This is a genomic window from Nocardiopsis sp. CNZ308, from assembly GCF_004217075.1.
This window is the reverse complement of sequence record NZ_SHKJ01000001.1, coordinates 3343760-3357851: the sequence shown is the minus strand read 5'-3', so window position 1 is coordinate 3357851 and position 14092 is coordinate 3343760. Positions and strand designations below refer to the sequence as shown.

Below are 14092 nucleotides of genomic sequence, written 5' to 3'. Positions count from 1 at the left end.
CGGACACGCCGTCCCGCTGGGGCAGGGCGGGGGCGTCTCCTCAGCTCCGCGGAGCGGTGTCCTCGGCGGAGGCCTGCGCGGCGCCGGCCTCTCCGGAGTGGTCGGAGGAGACCCGCGCCGCGTCGGCCGACCCGCCGTCGTCGGAGGCCGTGGTCCTCGCGCCGAAGTCGTCGTCCTTGGGCAGGGCGCGGAGCTTGCCCAGGAGACTGCGCATGAGGAAGTACAGCCCGACACCGATGGCGAAGATGACGAGGAAGCCGAGCACACCGGGGGTCACGGTGTCCTTGTCGAGCTGGAAGCTGCCCGCCAGCACCGTCGCGGACGTGAGAAGGGTGTTCATGCCACTCATACTCTCACTGCTTCTCGGACACCCGCGAAGAGGTCCTTCTCAGGGATCTCGGTGTCCACCAGCGAGCGCACCAGGTGGTAGTCCTCACTCGGCCAGGCCTCCGCGACGACCTCGTTGGGCACGGCGAACCAGAACCCGTTGGGGTCCACCTGGGTGGCGTGCGCCTTGAGCGCCTCGTCGGCGACGTCGAAGTACTCGCTGCAGTGCACGCGCGTGGTGATCTCCCAGCGGGGGCGGTCGCGGTCCGCGATCCGCTTCATCCACTCCTCGAAGGGGTTCTCCAGCCCGCGCGCGGCCAGCACGTCGGCCAGGGCCTCGAACCGCTCGGGCGGGAAGGAGACGAAGTAGTACAGCTTGAGCGGCTGCCAGGGGTCGCCCGCGTCCGGGTAGGCGTCGGGGTCGCCCGCGGTGTCGAAGGCGTGCATCGACACCTTGTGGGTCATGATGTGGTCGGGGTGCGGGTAACCGCCGTTCTCGTCGTAGGTGAGGATGACGTGCGGCCGGAACCTGCGGATGGACTCCACGAGGGGTGCGGCGCCCTCCTCCACGGGGAGGGTGGCGAAACAGCCCTCGGGCAGGGGCGGCAGCGGGTCGCCCTCGGGCAGGCCGGAGTCGACGAACCCGGCGAACTCCTGCTGGACGCCGAGGATCTCCCTGGCCCGCTCCATCTCCTCTCGGCGCACCTGCGCGATGTTCTCGCGGATGTCGGGACGCTCCATCGCGGGGTTGAGGATGTCGCCGCGCTCGCCACCGGTCATGGTGACAACGAGCACGTCGACGCCCTCCTCCGCATAGCGGGCCATGGTGGCCGCGCCCTTGCTGGACTCGTCATCGGGGTGGGCATGAACGGCCATGAGCCGCAGGCGCTCGGACAACGAAGGGTCTCCTTGACTAGGTGGACGGACGCGAGGGGCGCGGCCGTCCGGCTCCCCCGGTACACAGGCTCGGACGACTTCCGCGCGGGGCGCGTGGGGAGGCTGTCAGGTCGGGGATATCTTAGACAACACCGTCCCCTTGTTCGGAGATTCCCGATGCAGCCGACCCCGGAGGAAGACGCCGTGAAGAGCGCCGAAACCACGGCCGACACAGCGGCCGACTCCTCGGCCAGTACCGCTCCCGCGCTGCGCAAGCGCCACGGGAACGGGCCGGTCTTCTTCGTCATCGCCACCCTCTTCGCGGTGGCGTGCGCGGTCGGCTGGGGCTACTCCCTGATGAGCTTCAGCGGTCTGGGCGGCGGTGTGTACCACCAGGTGGTCACCTTCTCCGCGCCCACGCCCGAGGAGGCCACCATCAGCTACGAGGTGAACAGCAGGAACGGCGCCGAGTGCCTGGTCGTGGCGCTGGACGAACAGTTCGTCGAGGTGGGCCAGACGCGCTCCGAGGCCGAGGCCGGGAACCGCATGGTCACCACGACCGTTGAGACGGTTCGTCAGGCCGCCACGGTAGAAGTGGCCTCGTGCAGGGAACAAGGTTCGCAGGACTGATCCACCGAGCCCCTTAGCCCGGCTCCGGAGGCACCGCCGAACCGCGGGAACCCGTGTGTCACGACGCACGGTGATATTCTCGTAAGTTCAGCTCTGGCCGCCTGGTGGCCTTTGCTACTAGTACACAAGGAGTTCCCGTGACCCAGACCCGCGATGACAACGTCACCTGGCTCACCCAGGAGGCGTACGACCGGCTCAAGTCCGAGCTGGACCACCTGTCGGGGAGTGGGCGCATCGAGATCGCGGAGAAGATCGAGGCGGCCCGGGAAGAGGGCGACCTCAAGGAGAACGGCGGGTACCACGCCGCCAAGGAGGAGCAGGGCAAGATGGAGGCCCGCATCCTCCAGCTCACCGAGATCCTGCGCACTGCGCGGGTCGGCGAGGCGCCCCACACCGAGGGCGTGGTCGGCCCCGGCATGACCGTCACCGTCAAGTTCGACGGGGACGACGACGAGGTCACCTTCCTGCTCGCCTCCCGCGAGGAGAGCGGCTCTCCCATCGACGTGTACTCGCCCAGGTCACCGCTGGGCTCCGCCATCAACGGCAAGCGCGTGGGGGAGAACGTCAGCTACACGCTGCCCAACGGCAAGAGCCTGGGCGTCGAGATCATCGACGCCGTGCCCTACACCGGCATGTAGCGGCGGTTCGGCGATCACGGGGGCGGTGTCCGACCGCCCCCGCCGCTTTGGGGGCGCCCCTCACCGGGGCGCCCCTTCGTGTGCGCGGCGGGGATCCTCCGGAGGGTCCCCCGCGTCGTAGTCTCGAAGCACACTCCCGCGGCGGCTTCCCCGGCCGCCGGTCCGACGAACCGAGGGATTCCCCGCCGACATGTCCTCGCTCCACTGGAACCCCCAGGAACCCCGCCCCGGCGCGTACCCGCCCCCGCACGGGGGGTGGGGCCCCGGCGGCCCCGCGCCCGGCCAGGGCGTGTCCCCTCCGGGCGCCGGATGGGGCGTGCCGGGGCAGGGCGCGTTCCCGGTGCCGGGCGCGTTCCCGGCCCCGGCGCCGGAGAGGGCCACGTTCGGCCGCCGTCTGGCCGCCCGCGCCATCGACTACGTCCTCGTGGTGATCGCCGCGGTCGCGTTCTTCGTCCTCATGGCCATCGTGACGGTGGTCCTGACCGGCAGCGACCAGACCACCGACGCCGAGGGCACCCTGTGGGCGCTGCTGTTCGTGTTCGGGTGGGGTCTGCTGCTGTTCTTCTACGACTGGCTCTACCTGGTCACCTGGGGGCGCACGCTCGGCAAGATGATGGTCGGGATCAAGGTGGTCAGCGCCGCCGACGGCGGCGGGCTCAGCCAGGGGCAGGCGATGGGCCGCTCCGCGTTCTTCGGCTTCCCGCAGTCCCTGCCCGTCGTGGGCCACGTCTTCACGCTGGCCGAGTCCATGGCGGCGCTCGGCGAAGAGAAGCGCGCCCTGCACGACCGGGCCGCCGGAACCGTGGTCATCCGCACCTGAGCCGTCCGGGGCCGGGTGCGCCGGAGGGTTGTCCACAGGCGGGAACTCCCCCTGTCGTCGCGGGTCCGCCGGGGCCTAGCGTGGTAAAAGGGGGGCTCCCACTCCGCCCGCCCCGTGCTGCCCGCACACCGTCGACGCCCCGTCCCGCGTCCCGGCGCCGACCCGGGGCGTGACGCCGCGCCCCACGGCCCTGCGCCCCCGCGCCTCACGGCTCCGGGCAGGCCGGGGCGCCGCTCCCGCCGTCGGCGAACACGGCCGGGACGTAGTTGCCCTCACCGATCCGGTACCAGGCGTTACTCGTCCCGAACGTCCCCGCCACCGCGTCGCCGACGGTCTGGCAGGCCACGTCGACGTTGGCGCTGTGCGCGGCCAGGCCCACCGGCTCGTGCTCCAGCCCCGGACCGCCGCGCACGACCACGGGGTGCCGCTGGTCGGCCGCGGTGATCCGCGCGCGCCCGCGGTACTCGCCGGTCCACAGGTAGTCGACCCGCACCCATCCGTTGGTGGGCAGTTCCAGCCCCTGCCGGAACGCGCCGTCGGCCAGGTCGATACCCGCCGGGTTGCGCACCCGGCGCCCGAACCCGTCGAGACCGCCGTTGTGCCCCAGCGTGTAGGCCGCCTGCGCCTGCGGTCGTCCCCGCGCCAGGTCGGGCCAGGTCTCGCGTTCGGCATTCCAGTGGTCGTCCCTGGTGTTCCAGGGACCCACGTCCCACACCGGCAGGTAGGCGCAGCGCGGCCGGTGGTCCCCGGTGTCGCCCCGCCCCTCGGGGCCCAGGGCGCCGGTGGTGCACACCCGCACGGTGTACTCGCCGCCGCCCCGGACCGCCAGGCCCCGGCGGGAGGGCAGGGCGGCGAAGTGGTCGTTCTCGCGGATCCTGTGGCCGTTGGCGGTGGTGCTGCCGACCAGTCCGATACGGGTGGCGAAGAGGGTGGCCGAGAACGGCTCGGTGCGATCGCCGTGGTCGCCGGAGCCGTCGGGGCCCGAGGAGTCGGCGGGGGTTTCGGGGCCTCCCGGCGCGGAGGGGTCGGGGGGAGCGCCGGAGCTTCCCGGTTCCACCGGTTCCGAGGGGTCGGTGGGGGCGGCGGGACCGGTCGGCTCGGTCGCGTGGCCGTCCTGCCCGTCGCCGGGCTCCCCGGCACCACCGCCCCGGGGCGGCTCCCCGTCCTCCTCCGTCGGGCGGATCCGCAGTCCCGCGAGGCCGGTCCCCTCCCCGCTGATACGCACACGCAGCTGTACCCGAGCGGCCTCGTGCGGCAGCGTCACCCGCCCGTCCCCGACGGGGTGCCACTCGGTCCACGCCCCGTCGGCCCGGCCGCCGCGCAGTTCGGTGGTCACCTCCCCCGGGCCGCTGTCCGTCCGCACCCGCACGTCCACGGTGTCGGCCGGGGCCTCCAGCGGCTGCGGGGGAAAGACCGCCAGGCCGCTGCGCCGGGGCTCCGGGTCCCAGCGGGCCACGGGTCCGTGGCCCGCGTCACCGTCCAGGCGCAGCGTTCCGGACTCCAGGACCAGGCCGATCCGGTCGGCGGAACCCGGTTCCTGGCGCAGCCAGCCCTCCTCCGCGAGCACCGGGGCCGGTGCCAGGGGAGCGAGGAACACGAGAGCGCCCAGGGACGCCAGGGTCTTCGCGGTGCTTCTGGCGCGCTCGCGCCTCGTGTGGGACATTCCCGCCCTGCCAAACACGTGGAGTTACCAGAATGAGCACTCCCAGTAAGCAACCCGCCGCGAACGCACTCAAGCAGCTCGTGTCGGGTGTCGGCCTCATAGCGGTAAAAGTCCGACTCGGGAACGCGGTGGAGCCTGTTCCGGAAACGGGCGCGGCCCGGCTCCCGGTGGCCGCGGACGCGAACCCGGCAGCCCTCGCACCGGCCCCGCCGCGGGTGCGGGGAGCGGTGTTCTAGGCGAAGGCCAGCAGGCAGGCGGTGAACCCGTGCACGTGGTTGACCCCGCCGACCGGGCCGATCTCGCCCGCGGCGAAGAACCCGGCGACGGCGTCGACGCCGAGGACGCGGTGGACGGCCAGGACGTCATGGTCGGACTGCGGGAAGAGGGAGGACCCGCGGCCGTTGCAGGAGAAGAGCAGACCGGCGCCGACGGGGTGTTCGGCGCCGAAGTCGCTGAGGCGGCGGGCCAGGTCCTCGTCCGCGGTACCGGCGTCGCGGACCTGGAAGCGGACGGTCTGGCCGACCTCGACCATGTCGCCGATGGTGAGGGCGCCGAGTTCGGGGTCGGCTCCGGCCAGGGTGCGGATGAGGAAGTCGCCCTGCTCGTGGCGGTCGATGTACTCGTCCATGGCGATGCCGATGTGCAGGCCGTGCTCGGCGAGTTCGCGGTCCTCCTCGGAGAGGGACTCGACCAGCTCCTCCAGCTTCTCGTAGGCGTTGGTGCCCGCGAGTTCGAGCAGGAGGTTGCCCTCGGCCTTGGTGACGGTCATGGGCGGACCGATGGGGCGGCAGCCCTGGCTCACCACGGTGCCGAGGACGTTCTCGCCGCCGACGAGGACGCCGATGGCGCCGTGCTCGGCCACCTCGCCGTCGCAGAAGAGCCGCACCGACTCCTCGCCGCGCATGCCGTCGGCCATGCCGCCGACCAGGGGCAGGCCGCCGAGTGCCTCGGTGGACTCGCGGACGAAGGCCTGGGTGGGGAACTCGTAGGGGTTGGTGAGCAGGATGGCCACGCTGTCGCGGGGGCCGGGCTCCTGCATGCCGATGACGGCCAGGTGGTCGTCCTCGACCACGGTGTCCAGCCGGAACGGGGTGATCTCCACGCCGGGCAGACCGGCGCACCACACGCTGACCGAGCCCTGGCCCTCGACGCTGCGGCCGCCGCCGATGACCCCGGTGGAACTGCATCCGAGGGTGGCCGCGTCGCCCGCCAGCTCCATGACGCGCTTGCCCGCGAGGGTGACCTCCTCGGGGTCGGCGCCGCAGACGAAGAAGCACACCAGGTCGGTAGGACCGTCCACCTGTTCCAGGGCGCTCAGTACGGCGCGCTCGGCCGCGTTCACGAGGTCGGCCCCCGTCGTCAGTGCATCGCCGAACCGTGCCACCAGCTGCCACCCCCGGTTTCGCCGGCCGTCGCGGCCGGACGCAGGACTCCACCGTCGCGTCCCATTCTTCCACCTCGGCGTCGAACAGGAGGTTTTCCGGTGAACGGACACGGACCCCGGCAGCGGTGCGGCGTGCGGGCAGCACGATGCGGCCGGAGCCCCTGGGCCCCCTTGTATCCAGGAAACAGCACGCCAATCCCGGAAACCAGACGCTCCTTGACGGCTGTGGATAGGTTCGTGGGGTGAGCGCCCTTCCCGAAGCCCCCTCCCCCGCCCCGCCCCCGCTCCCGCGCACCCGCGCGGACCTGCGCGGATCCGGGCACGTCCACCGACCGGTCGCCGCCGAGGTGCGGGAGAACCTGCTGCGGCGGATGGCCTCGGGACAGCCCCGGTTCCCCGGGGTGCACGGGTTCGACGCCACCGTGCTGCCGCAGGTGGAGCGGGCCCTGCTGGCCGGACACGACATCGTCCTGCTGGGCGAGCGCGGCCAGGGCAAGACCCGGCTGATCCGCACCTTGGCGGCCCTGCTGGACGAGTGGTCCCCGGCGGTGGCCGGGTGCCCGGTCAACGACCACCCCTACGCGCCGGTCTGTCCGGCCTGCGTACGCCGTTCGGCACGGGAGGGCGACGGCCTGCCGGTCGTGTGGCGGCACCGCTCGGAGCGCTACGGCGAGAAGCTGGGCACGCCCGACACCGGCGTGGGCGAGCTGATCGGCGACGTGGACCCGGCGCTGCTGGCGCGGGGGCGCTCCCTCGGCGATCCCGAGACCATCCACTACGGCCTGGTGCCGCGGGCCAACCGGGGTGTGTTCTGCGTCAACGAGCTGCCCGACCTGCCCGCACGGGCCCAGGTGGCGCTGTTCAACGTGTTGGAGGAGCGCGACCTCCAGGTGCGCGGCTACAGTCTGCGGCTGCCGCTGGACCTGCTTCTGGTGGCGAGCGCGAACCCGGAGGACTACACGAGCCGGGGGCGCATCGTCACCCCGCTCAAGGACCGCTTCGGCGCGCAGGTGCGCACCCACTACCCGCTGACCCTGGCGGACGAACTGGCGCTCGTCCGGCAGGAGGCGGCACTGCCCGAGGGCACGACGGTGCCCTCGCACCTGCTGGAGGCCGTGGCGCGCTTCACCCGGCTGGTCCGCGCCTCCAAGAAGGTGGACGCCCGTTCGGGGGTGTCGGTGCGCTTCTCGGTGTCCGCGGCCGAGACGGTGGCGGCGTCGGCGCTGCGCCGGGCGGCCCTGACCGGTGAGGAGGTTCCGGCGGCCCGGGTGTGCGATCTGCCCGCCGTGGTGGAGCCGCTGCTGGGCAAGGTCGAGTTCGAGATGGGTTCCGAGGGCCGCGAGGCGGAGATCCTGCACGCGCTGCTGCGCCGGGCGGTGGCGGAGGTGTTCCGCGAACGCCTGGGGACGGTGGACCTGTCCGAACTCGCCGACCGCTTCTCGGGCGGCGGCACGGTGGAGACCGGCGACCTGGTGGGCGCCGCCGAACTGCTGCGGCGGGTGGGCGCGGTGCCGGGGCTCGCGGCGATGATCGGGCACGCGGCCCCCGAGGACGAGGACGGCCCGCCGACCCCGGGGCTGGCCGCCGCGGTGGTGGAGTTCGCGCTGGAGGGCCTGTACCTGGAGCGTCGGCTGTCCAAGGACGCGCTTCCCGACGGAGGGGTCTACCGCTTCTAAGCGGTCTCCAGGCGGTGCCCTCCGGAGGCGTCCGCGCGCCGGGGTCCCCTCGGGCGCGGCCGTTCGGCGGCCGGACCGCCCGGCCAGGACTGCCGGTTCCCGAATCGGGAAGGTAGCCGGTGCGTGTGCGCGGGGCGAGCGGTGCGTGTGCGCGGGACGAGAAGGAGGCGGACGCCTGTGAGGTTTCGGTACCGGGAGTACATGGGCGGCCCCGATCCGCTGGCCGAGCCCGACCCGCCGCCCGAGGAGGCCGTGGCGGCGGCGCGCGAGCTGCTGGTGCTGGTCGCCTCGGCGCTGGAGTCGGCTTCCGCCTCCGCTTCGCGGGTCCCGGAGACGGCTTCCGCGACCGGCCCGGAGGACCCGGGAGTGGATTCCGCGACCGGTGAGGGCCCGGGGGCGGGTTCCGCGAGCGGCCCGGGGGTTCTGTCCGAGGAGGACCGGCGGCGGCTGTCCGCCCTGGAGGATGTCCTGTCCCGGTACGCCGACGGCGACCGCGCGGCCCTCGGCCGGGCGGACGCCACCGCCCTGGGCCGTCTGCCGGGGCTGCTGGGCGGGGAGGCCGGTCACATCCTGGCCCGCCTGGACGGGGCCGACCACGGCCTGAGCCCGCGTGAACTGCGCCGCCTGGGCGAGGTGGCGCTGCGCGAGGCCGAGGCCTCCCGGCGCGGACGCGGTGGCCCCGGCGGAGCACACCGGGGAGGCACCGCGTCCGACGGGGAGCCCACGGGCCTGTCCCTGCCCCGCGACGAGGACGGCGACCAGCCGCTGGACGCGGTCGCGACCGTGCGCGAGGCGGCCCTGCGCCGGGCCCGCCCCGGAGAGCGCGGCGTGGCGCTGCGGGCCCAAGACGTGCGGGTGGCCGGGGCGGAGCCGTCGGAGGCCGCGGCCGTGTCCCTGCTGGTGGACCTGTCCCACTCGATGGTGACCCGTTCCCTGCACGAGGCCGCCACCCGGACCGCGCTGGCCCTGCACACCCTGGTGTCCACGCGCCGCCCGCAGGACCGGCTGCACCTGGTCGGCTTCGGGGAGCGGGCGCGGGAGCTGACCCCCGCGTCACTGGTCGCGCACGACTGGCGCCGCGTCCCCGGGACGAACCTGCACCACGCGCTGCGGCTGGCCCGCGCCCACCTGCGGCGCCACGGCGGTCTGCGCCCGCAGGTACTGGTGGTCACCGACGGCGAGCCCACCGCGCACCTGGGCGAGGACGGCGACGCCCGGTTCTCCTGGCCCCCGACCCCCCGCACGGTGGAGCTGACCTTCGCCGAGCTGGACGCCGTCCTGCGCGAGGGCGCCGAGGTGACCTTCTTCCTGCTGGCGGACGATCCGCGGCTGCGCGCCTTCCAGGAGCTGGTGGAGCGGCGGCGCGGGACGCGGGTGGTGCACGCCGGAGCCGAGGAGCTGGGGCCGCTGGTGGTGGACCGCTACCTGCGCTGAGCCGGGCCGCCGCGAGGGCGGGCCGGCCCCCCGCGGAACGGACTCGGCCGCCGCGGCGGGCAACCGGCGCGGCCACCGGGACCCCGCCGAGGTTCGTGCGGCCGGGTGCCGGGACAGCGGCCCGGTGCGGTCGGCTCCGGACTCCGCGCGGGTTGCCGACGGACCAACCGCCCAGCGGCACAGCGGGTCAGCGGTTCAGCGGTTCAGCGCTCGAAGATGCTGACGTCGGAGGCCAGCACCAGCAGCTCCTCGGGGGCGCCGCCGCCGGAGTAGAGCAGCTGGTGCCGGTTGGCGGGCATGACCGTCTCGGTGAACCGCAGCGGGCGCGTGCCCTCGTAGACCACACGCTCCTGCACCAGCAGCGGGATGCCCGGCCCCAGCCCGAAGGAGTCCGCCTCGTCCTGGGAGGGCATCCGGGCGCCGACGATGTCCCAGTTCCACTCCTCCCGGTACCCCAGCGACCGCAGGACGGCGGTGACGCCCTCCTCCAGGCGTTCGGGGGACATGAGCGGGGTGTTGCTGGCGATTCCGTACGGGAAGTAGGTGACCTGGGACTGCCACAGGCCGCCGTCGACGAACCGGTCGGAGGAGCGGATGACCACCAGGTCCCCGCGAGTACCGCCCTCGGCCCCGTCGCTGCGCAGGCGCTTGGCCACCTTGGGGCGCATGGTGTCCAGGCTGACCTTGATCTTCTCCTGGACCTGGTCGTATCCGGCCTCGCGCAGGTGGGGCTGGTAGCCCGCCTCGAAGCGCTCGGAGTCGCCGCCCCCGGTGACGGGGGTGGCCAGGTGGACGATGGGCCGGTGGTCGGCGACGAAGGCCCCGCGTCCGGGCTGGATGGCGACGCGCCCCTCGTCCTGGAGGATGCGCATGCCCAGACGGGCGGTGGCGCGGGAGACGTCGAGCTGTTCGGCGAGCTCCTCCTCCCCCGGCAGCCGCTCACCCGGCTTGTAGTCGCCCCTGGCCAGCGCCTCGCGCAGGTGGTCGGCGACAACCGTCTTCCTCGACGTGCTCATGCTTGTGCTCAGTCCCGGTGGTAGGCGTTCATGTTGCCGTTCTCGTACTGGTAGCGGATGCTGTGGCCCGCGTAGACGGTGTGCACGAGCCGGATGGGGCGCTCCTCGGACAGGTCGGTCCGGTGGACGGTCAGCACCGGGACGCCGGGCGGGAGTTCGAGCTGGCCCGCCTCCTGCGGGCTGGGCATGCGGGTCTCCAGCTCGTCGACGAACCCGACCTGGCGCTGGCCGTACTCGGCCAGCACCGACAGGGCGCTCTCCACGTCCTCGGGAAGCATGAGCGGGGTGCCCTCGACGAGGTCCATGGGGTAGTAGGCGGTGCTGACGGAGGCCGAGACCTCCCCGGAGAACCGGTACATCCGGCGGACGACCGTCATGTCGCCCTCGGGGACGCGCAGGCGGCTGGCGATGTCGGGGGTGGCGCTGAGGAGCTGGAGCTCCTCCAGGACCTGCCCGGTCATACCGGACTCGTGGAGGCCCCCGGGGCCGGCGCGGTTGGCGTGGAAGGTCTCGGGGACCACGTCCTGGACGTAGTGCCCGCGCCCGGGGCGGCTGACGATGAGCCCCTGGTTGCGCAGCATGCCCAGGGCCAGCCGGATCGTGTTGCGGGACGCCTCGAAGCGCTCCTCCAGCTGCTTCTCCGACGGCAGCTGCGCGCCCCGGGTCAGGGAGCCCTCCTGGATCTCGCGCCGCAGGGTTCGGGCGATCTGTCGATATCTGCTTTCGGCCCGCATATATCAGTCCTCGCCGGGGTATGAGACCAACAACCTAGCTTGTACCAACAAGATGATCGGAACACCAGGAGATCAGGTCCATCCGGTCAACATGAGCCCATTTTAAGTGAAGGCCACCCTAAGTACGCGACACCGCCGGAAGAACACTCCCCGGAACGGGCACCGGCGGTTCCCCTCCCCTTCGACCCGGGCGCCTGACCCCCGCGGCACCGCAAAGGAAACACCACGGTGAGACACCGCTCGGCGTCCCCCCTCTCCGGAGGAGGGCACGCAGGACACGGATAGGAACTTCCCCCCGAGGAGAACACCATGATCCCCATCGTTATCGCCCTCGTCGGAGTCGTACTCCTGGGCCTGGCCGCGGGGTTCTTCCTCGCCGTCTCCATCGGCATCCGCCGACAGGACCGCCAGGGCACCTACCGCTCCCTGCGCAGGGACGGCGAGGGCACCCCCCTCTCCCGCACCGGGAGCCTCGTGGTGGGGCTGCGCTTCCGCGACGGGGAGCACCCGTCCGCCCCCTCCGCGGACCGCACGCCCACCGCGGTCTGAACGGGAGGCGCTGAGACGAACGCCGCGGCGACGGAGCCGCGGCGCGGACGGGCTCGGCGGTGGCCCCCACCCCCGAGAGCCCCGCCCCCTTCCCCCGGCCCAGGAGCCGAGGCGGCCGAGGCCGCCGGCGCGGACCGGCGCGAGCCGATCCGCGCGACGACCCTCCTAGCCCTCCAGGGCCTGGAGCAGGTCCGCCACCAGGTCGTCGGCGGACTCGATGCCCACGGAGATCCGCACCAGATCGGCCGGGACCTCCAGCGGGGAGCCCGCGGTGGACGCGTGCGTCATCCGCCCCGGGTGCTCGATCAGGGACTCCACCCCGCCCAGGGACTCGCCGAGGGTGAAGACCTCGGTGCGCTCGCACAGTGCGAGCGCCGCCTTCTCACCGTCGCGCAGGGCGAAGGAGACCATGCCGCCGAAGGCCCTCATCTGCCGTTCGGCGGTCTTGTGCCCCGGGTGGGAGTCCAACCCGGGGTAGAACACCCGGCGCACCGCGGGGTGGCCCTCCAGGGCCGCCACCACCTTCTCGGCGTTGGCGCTGTGCCGGTCCATGCGCACGCCCAGGGTCTTGATCCCGCGCAGGGTCAGCCAGGAGTCGAACGGCCCCGGGACGGCGCCCATGGTGTTCTGGTGGAAGGCCAACCGCTCGCCCAGTTCGGCGTCGGAGACCACCAGCGCTCCCCCGACCACGTCGGAGTGCCCGCCCAGGTACTTGGTGGTGGAGTGCACGACCACGTCCGCGCCCAGGGTCAGCGGCTGCTGGAGGTAGGACGAGGCGAAGGTGTTGTCGACCACGTGCAGGGCGCCGGCGTCGTGCGCGATCTGCGCGACGGCCTCGATGTCGGTGATGTTGAGCAGGGGGTTGGTGGGCGTCTCGGTCCACACCACCCTGGTGTTGGGGCGCACGGCCGCGCGCACGGCCTCGGGGTCGGACTGGTCGACCGCGTCCCACTGCACGCCCCAGCGCTCGACCACCTTGGAGACCAGGCGGAAGGTGCCGCCGTAGGCGTCGCCGGGGATGATCAGGTGGTCGCCGGGCGAGAGCACCGTGCGCAGCAGGGTGTCCTCGGCGGCCATGCCGGAGGCGAAGGCCAGGCCGCGCACCCCGGACTCCAGGGCGGCCAGGCACTCCTCCAGGGCGGCGCGCGTGGGGTTGCCGGTGCGCGAGTACTCGTAGCCCTGGCGCAGACCGCCCACGCCGTCCTGGGCGTAGGTGCTCGTCTGGTAGATCGGCACCACCACGGACCCGGTTCCGGCGTCCGGCTCCTGCCCCGCGTGGATGGCCAGCGTTTCAAACCCGTCGAACTTCATGGGGCCACCTTAGTGCCCGCTGACCTCACCGATCGCGTTTTCCACAGGCCGGCGCCGGTGGGCGCGGGCACGTGTGGGAGCCGTCCGCAGGCGCGGACCGGGGCTGGCGCCGGAGGCCCTCCCCGCGGTTCCCTGGACAACGGGGGGTCCCCGGGGATCCCCGGCACCGTGCTGCCCGCGTACCGGCCCGCCCGGCCCGTCCTCTCCGCCCCCGGCGAACGCGGCACGGCGGCGCGCGCGTACGGTGTCGGACCCCCCGGCCATGCTGTCGGGCATGGAAGCGAACCGCACCCGACCGCTGCGCGACCGCCCGGACCTGGAAGCGGTGCTGCGCACGGGACTGGACCTGATCGAACCCGTCGTCCCCGCCCTGCGCCACCGGCTCGTCGGCACCGCGGCGGCGTGCCTCCAGGGGGGCGGCCTGCCGGTGGGGGACGTCGACCTCCTCCTCGCCCGGCGCGAGGACGTCGACGCCGTCGCCGAAGCGCTGGCTGGTCTGGAGTGCGTGGTGGCGCCGAGGTGGATCGAACCGTCCCGGCCGTACTTCGCCTGCTACGACCTGGACGGCGTCGGGTTCAGCTTCAGCACGGTCGAGCAGCCCTGTGACGACTGCGGGTGGGAGTGCAGGGGCCCCGGCCCCTGGCGGCACCACGTCGCCGTGGACGTCGGCGGTCACCGCGTCGACTGCGTGCGGCTGGAGCTGCGCCTGGTCACCGAGTTCCTCCGCGGCCGCCCCGACAGGTACCGCCCGGTACTGGCCCATCTGGGCGAACACGGCGCCGACCTTCGACTCCTGCGCCGGAGCATGGTGGTGTGCGGGGTTCCCGAGGAGTTCGTGGAACGCACCCGTGGGCTCCGGGCGCACGACGGGCCCTGAGGAGCCGCTTCCGGACCGGCCTCGGGGGCGGGTCCCGGTGCCCCCGCTCCGGTCCGCTGCCGGAGGACGCCCTGGTCGGCTTCCCCGAAGGTCTCCGGACCGGTCCTAGGGCCTGTTTTCTGAACCGGTCCCAGCTTGTGGGGGTCGGTTCGGGCGC

At 73.2% G+C, this 14092-nt stretch carries 14 protein-coding genes; 7 read left to right on the top strand and 7 right to left on the bottom strand.

The features are described 5' to 3' along the window. Positions 1-40 precede the first annotated feature (40 nt). Together EV372_RS14715 and mca are read right to left on the bottom strand one after the other, a co-directional pair. A complete protein-coding gene (locus tag EV372_RS14715) occupies positions 41-340 on the bottom strand; it encodes a hypothetical protein (RefSeq protein ID WP_130396437.1) in 300 nt (99 codons plus the stop codon). Between the two features lie 5 nt (positions 341-345). Continuing rightward, positions 346-1224 carry a mycothiol conjugate amidase Mca gene (gene mca / locus EV372_RS14710; RefSeq protein ID WP_019608582.1) on the bottom strand — a complete coding sequence of 293 codons (879 nt, stop codon included), beginning with the start codon at positions 1222-1224 and terminating at the stop codon, positions 346-348. 156 nt (positions 1225-1380) lie between these two features. Between mca and EV372_RS14705 the strand changes: the two genes are divergently transcribed. The 3 genes from EV372_RS14705 (at position 1381) to EV372_RS14695 (ending at position 3291) form a co-directional block, all read left to right on the top strand. Continuing rightward, the gene (locus EV372_RS14705; protein WP_130396436.1) at positions 1381-1833 is read left to right on the top strand and encodes a DUF4307 domain-containing protein; all 453 of its coding nucleotides are present in this window, start codon (positions 1381-1383) and stop codon (positions 1831-1833) included. Between the two features lie 137 nt (positions 1834-1970). Then, complete coding sequence (greA, locus tag EV372_RS14700) at positions 1971-2471, top strand: transcription elongation factor GreA (RefSeq protein WP_013151152.1); 501 nt, start codon at positions 1971-1973, stop codon at positions 2469-2471. Positions 2472-2661: 190 nt separating this feature from the next. Continuing rightward, a complete protein-coding gene (locus EV372_RS14695) occupies positions 2662-3291 on the top strand; it encodes an RDD family protein (RefSeq protein WP_130396435.1) in 630 nt (209 codons plus the stop codon). 205 nt (positions 3292-3496) lie between these two features. Here the strand turns inward: EV372_RS14695 and EV372_RS14690 are convergent, their stop codons facing one another. Then, positions 3497-4954, bottom strand: a complete 1458-nt coding sequence (locus EV372_RS14690) for a hypothetical protein (RefSeq protein WP_130396434.1) — start codon at positions 4952-4954, stop codon at positions 3497-3499. A 232-nt stretch (positions 4955-5186) separates the two neighbouring features. Continuing rightward, positions 5187-6338: an FIST signal transduction protein gene (locus EV372_RS14685; RefSeq protein WP_130396433.1), complete on the bottom strand. Its 1152-nt coding sequence runs from the start codon at positions 6336-6338 to the stop codon at positions 5187-5189. Between the two features lie 242 nt (positions 6339-6580). Between EV372_RS14685 and EV372_RS14680 the strand changes: the two genes are divergently transcribed. Further along, positions 6581-8014, top strand: a complete 1434-nt coding sequence (locus tag EV372_RS14680) for a sigma 54-interacting transcriptional regulator (RefSeq protein WP_130396432.1) — start codon at positions 6581-6583, stop codon at positions 8012-8014. A gap of 177 nt (positions 8015-8191) precedes the next feature. Continuing rightward, the gene (locus EV372_RS14675) at positions 8192-9448 is read left to right on the top strand and encodes a VWA domain-containing protein (protein WP_165435990.1); all 1257 of its coding nucleotides are present in this window, start codon (positions 8192-8194) and stop codon (positions 9446-9448) included. A gap of 203 nt (positions 9449-9651) precedes the next feature. Here EV372_RS14675 and EV372_RS14670 read toward each other — a convergent pair whose 3' ends face one another. Next, complete coding sequence (locus EV372_RS14670) at positions 9652-10464, bottom strand: GntR family transcriptional regulator (protein ID WP_130396431.1); 813 nt, start codon at positions 10462-10464, stop codon at positions 9652-9654. 8 nt (positions 10465-10472) lie between these two features. Next, positions 10473-11198 carry a GntR family transcriptional regulator gene (locus tag EV372_RS14665; RefSeq protein WP_130396430.1) on the bottom strand — a complete coding sequence of 242 codons (726 nt, stop codon included), beginning with the start codon at positions 11196-11198 and terminating at the stop codon, positions 10473-10475. A 309-nt stretch (positions 11199-11507) separates the two neighbouring features. On the opposite strand from EV372_RS14665, the gene EV372_RS14660 reads away from it, so the two are divergent. Beyond that, positions 11508-11747, top strand: coding sequence for a hypothetical protein (locus EV372_RS14660; RefSeq protein WP_130396429.1), 240 nt, complete (start codon positions 11508-11510; stop codon positions 11745-11747). Positions 11748-11912: 165 nt separating this feature from the next. Here the strand turns inward: EV372_RS14660 and EV372_RS14655 are convergent, their stop codons facing one another. Further along, the gene (locus tag EV372_RS14655; protein ID WP_130396428.1) at positions 11913-13058 is read right to left on the bottom strand and encodes a cystathionine gamma-synthase; all 1146 of its coding nucleotides are present in this window, start codon (positions 13056-13058) and stop codon (positions 11913-11915) included. A 274-nt stretch (positions 13059-13332) separates the two neighbouring features. On the opposite strand from EV372_RS14655, the gene EV372_RS14650 reads away from it, so the two are divergent. Continuing rightward, entirely contained in the window at positions 13333-13935 is a 603-nt protein-coding gene (locus EV372_RS14650; RefSeq protein ID WP_130396427.1) for a hypothetical protein, read from the top strand. Positions 13936-14092 lie beyond the last annotated feature (157 nt).

Excerpts from the sequence above, each read along its gene's own strand:
- EV372_RS14660 (WP_130396429.1), top strand. The coding sequence starts at position 11,508 with ATGATCCCCATCGTTATCGCCCTCGTCGGAGTCGTACTCCTGGGCCTG.
- EV372_RS14705 (WP_130396436.1), top strand. The coding sequence starts at position 1,381 with ATGCAGCCGACCCCGGAGGAAGACGCCGTGAAGAGCGCCGAAACCACG.
- EV372_RS14695 (WP_130396435.1), top strand. The coding sequence starts at position 2,662 with ATGTCCTCGCTCCACTGGAACCCCCAGGAACCCCGCCCCGGCGCGTAC.
- EV372_RS14665 (WP_130396430.1), bottom strand. The coding sequence starts at position 11,198 with ATGCGGGCCGAAAGCAGATATCGACAGATCGCCCGAACCCTGCGGCGC.
- EV372_RS14655 (WP_130396428.1), bottom strand. The coding sequence starts at position 13,058 with ATGAAGTTCGACGGGTTTGAAACGCTGGCCATCCACGCGGGGCAGGAG.
- EV372_RS14650 (WP_130396427.1), top strand. The coding sequence starts at position 13,333 with ATGGAAGCGAACCGCACCCGACCGCTGCGCGACCGCCCGGACCTGGAA.
- EV372_RS14715 (WP_130396437.1), bottom strand. The coding sequence starts at position 340 with ATGAACACCCTTCTCACGTCCGCGACGGTGCTGGCGGGCAGCTTCCAG.
- EV372_RS14670 (WP_130396431.1), bottom strand. The coding sequence starts at position 10,464 with ATGAGCACGTCGAGGAAGACGGTTGTCGCCGACCACCTGCGCGAGGCG.
- EV372_RS14690 (WP_130396434.1), bottom strand. The coding sequence starts at position 4,954 with ATGTCCCACACGAGGCGCGAGCGCGCCAGAAGCACCGCGAAGACCCTG.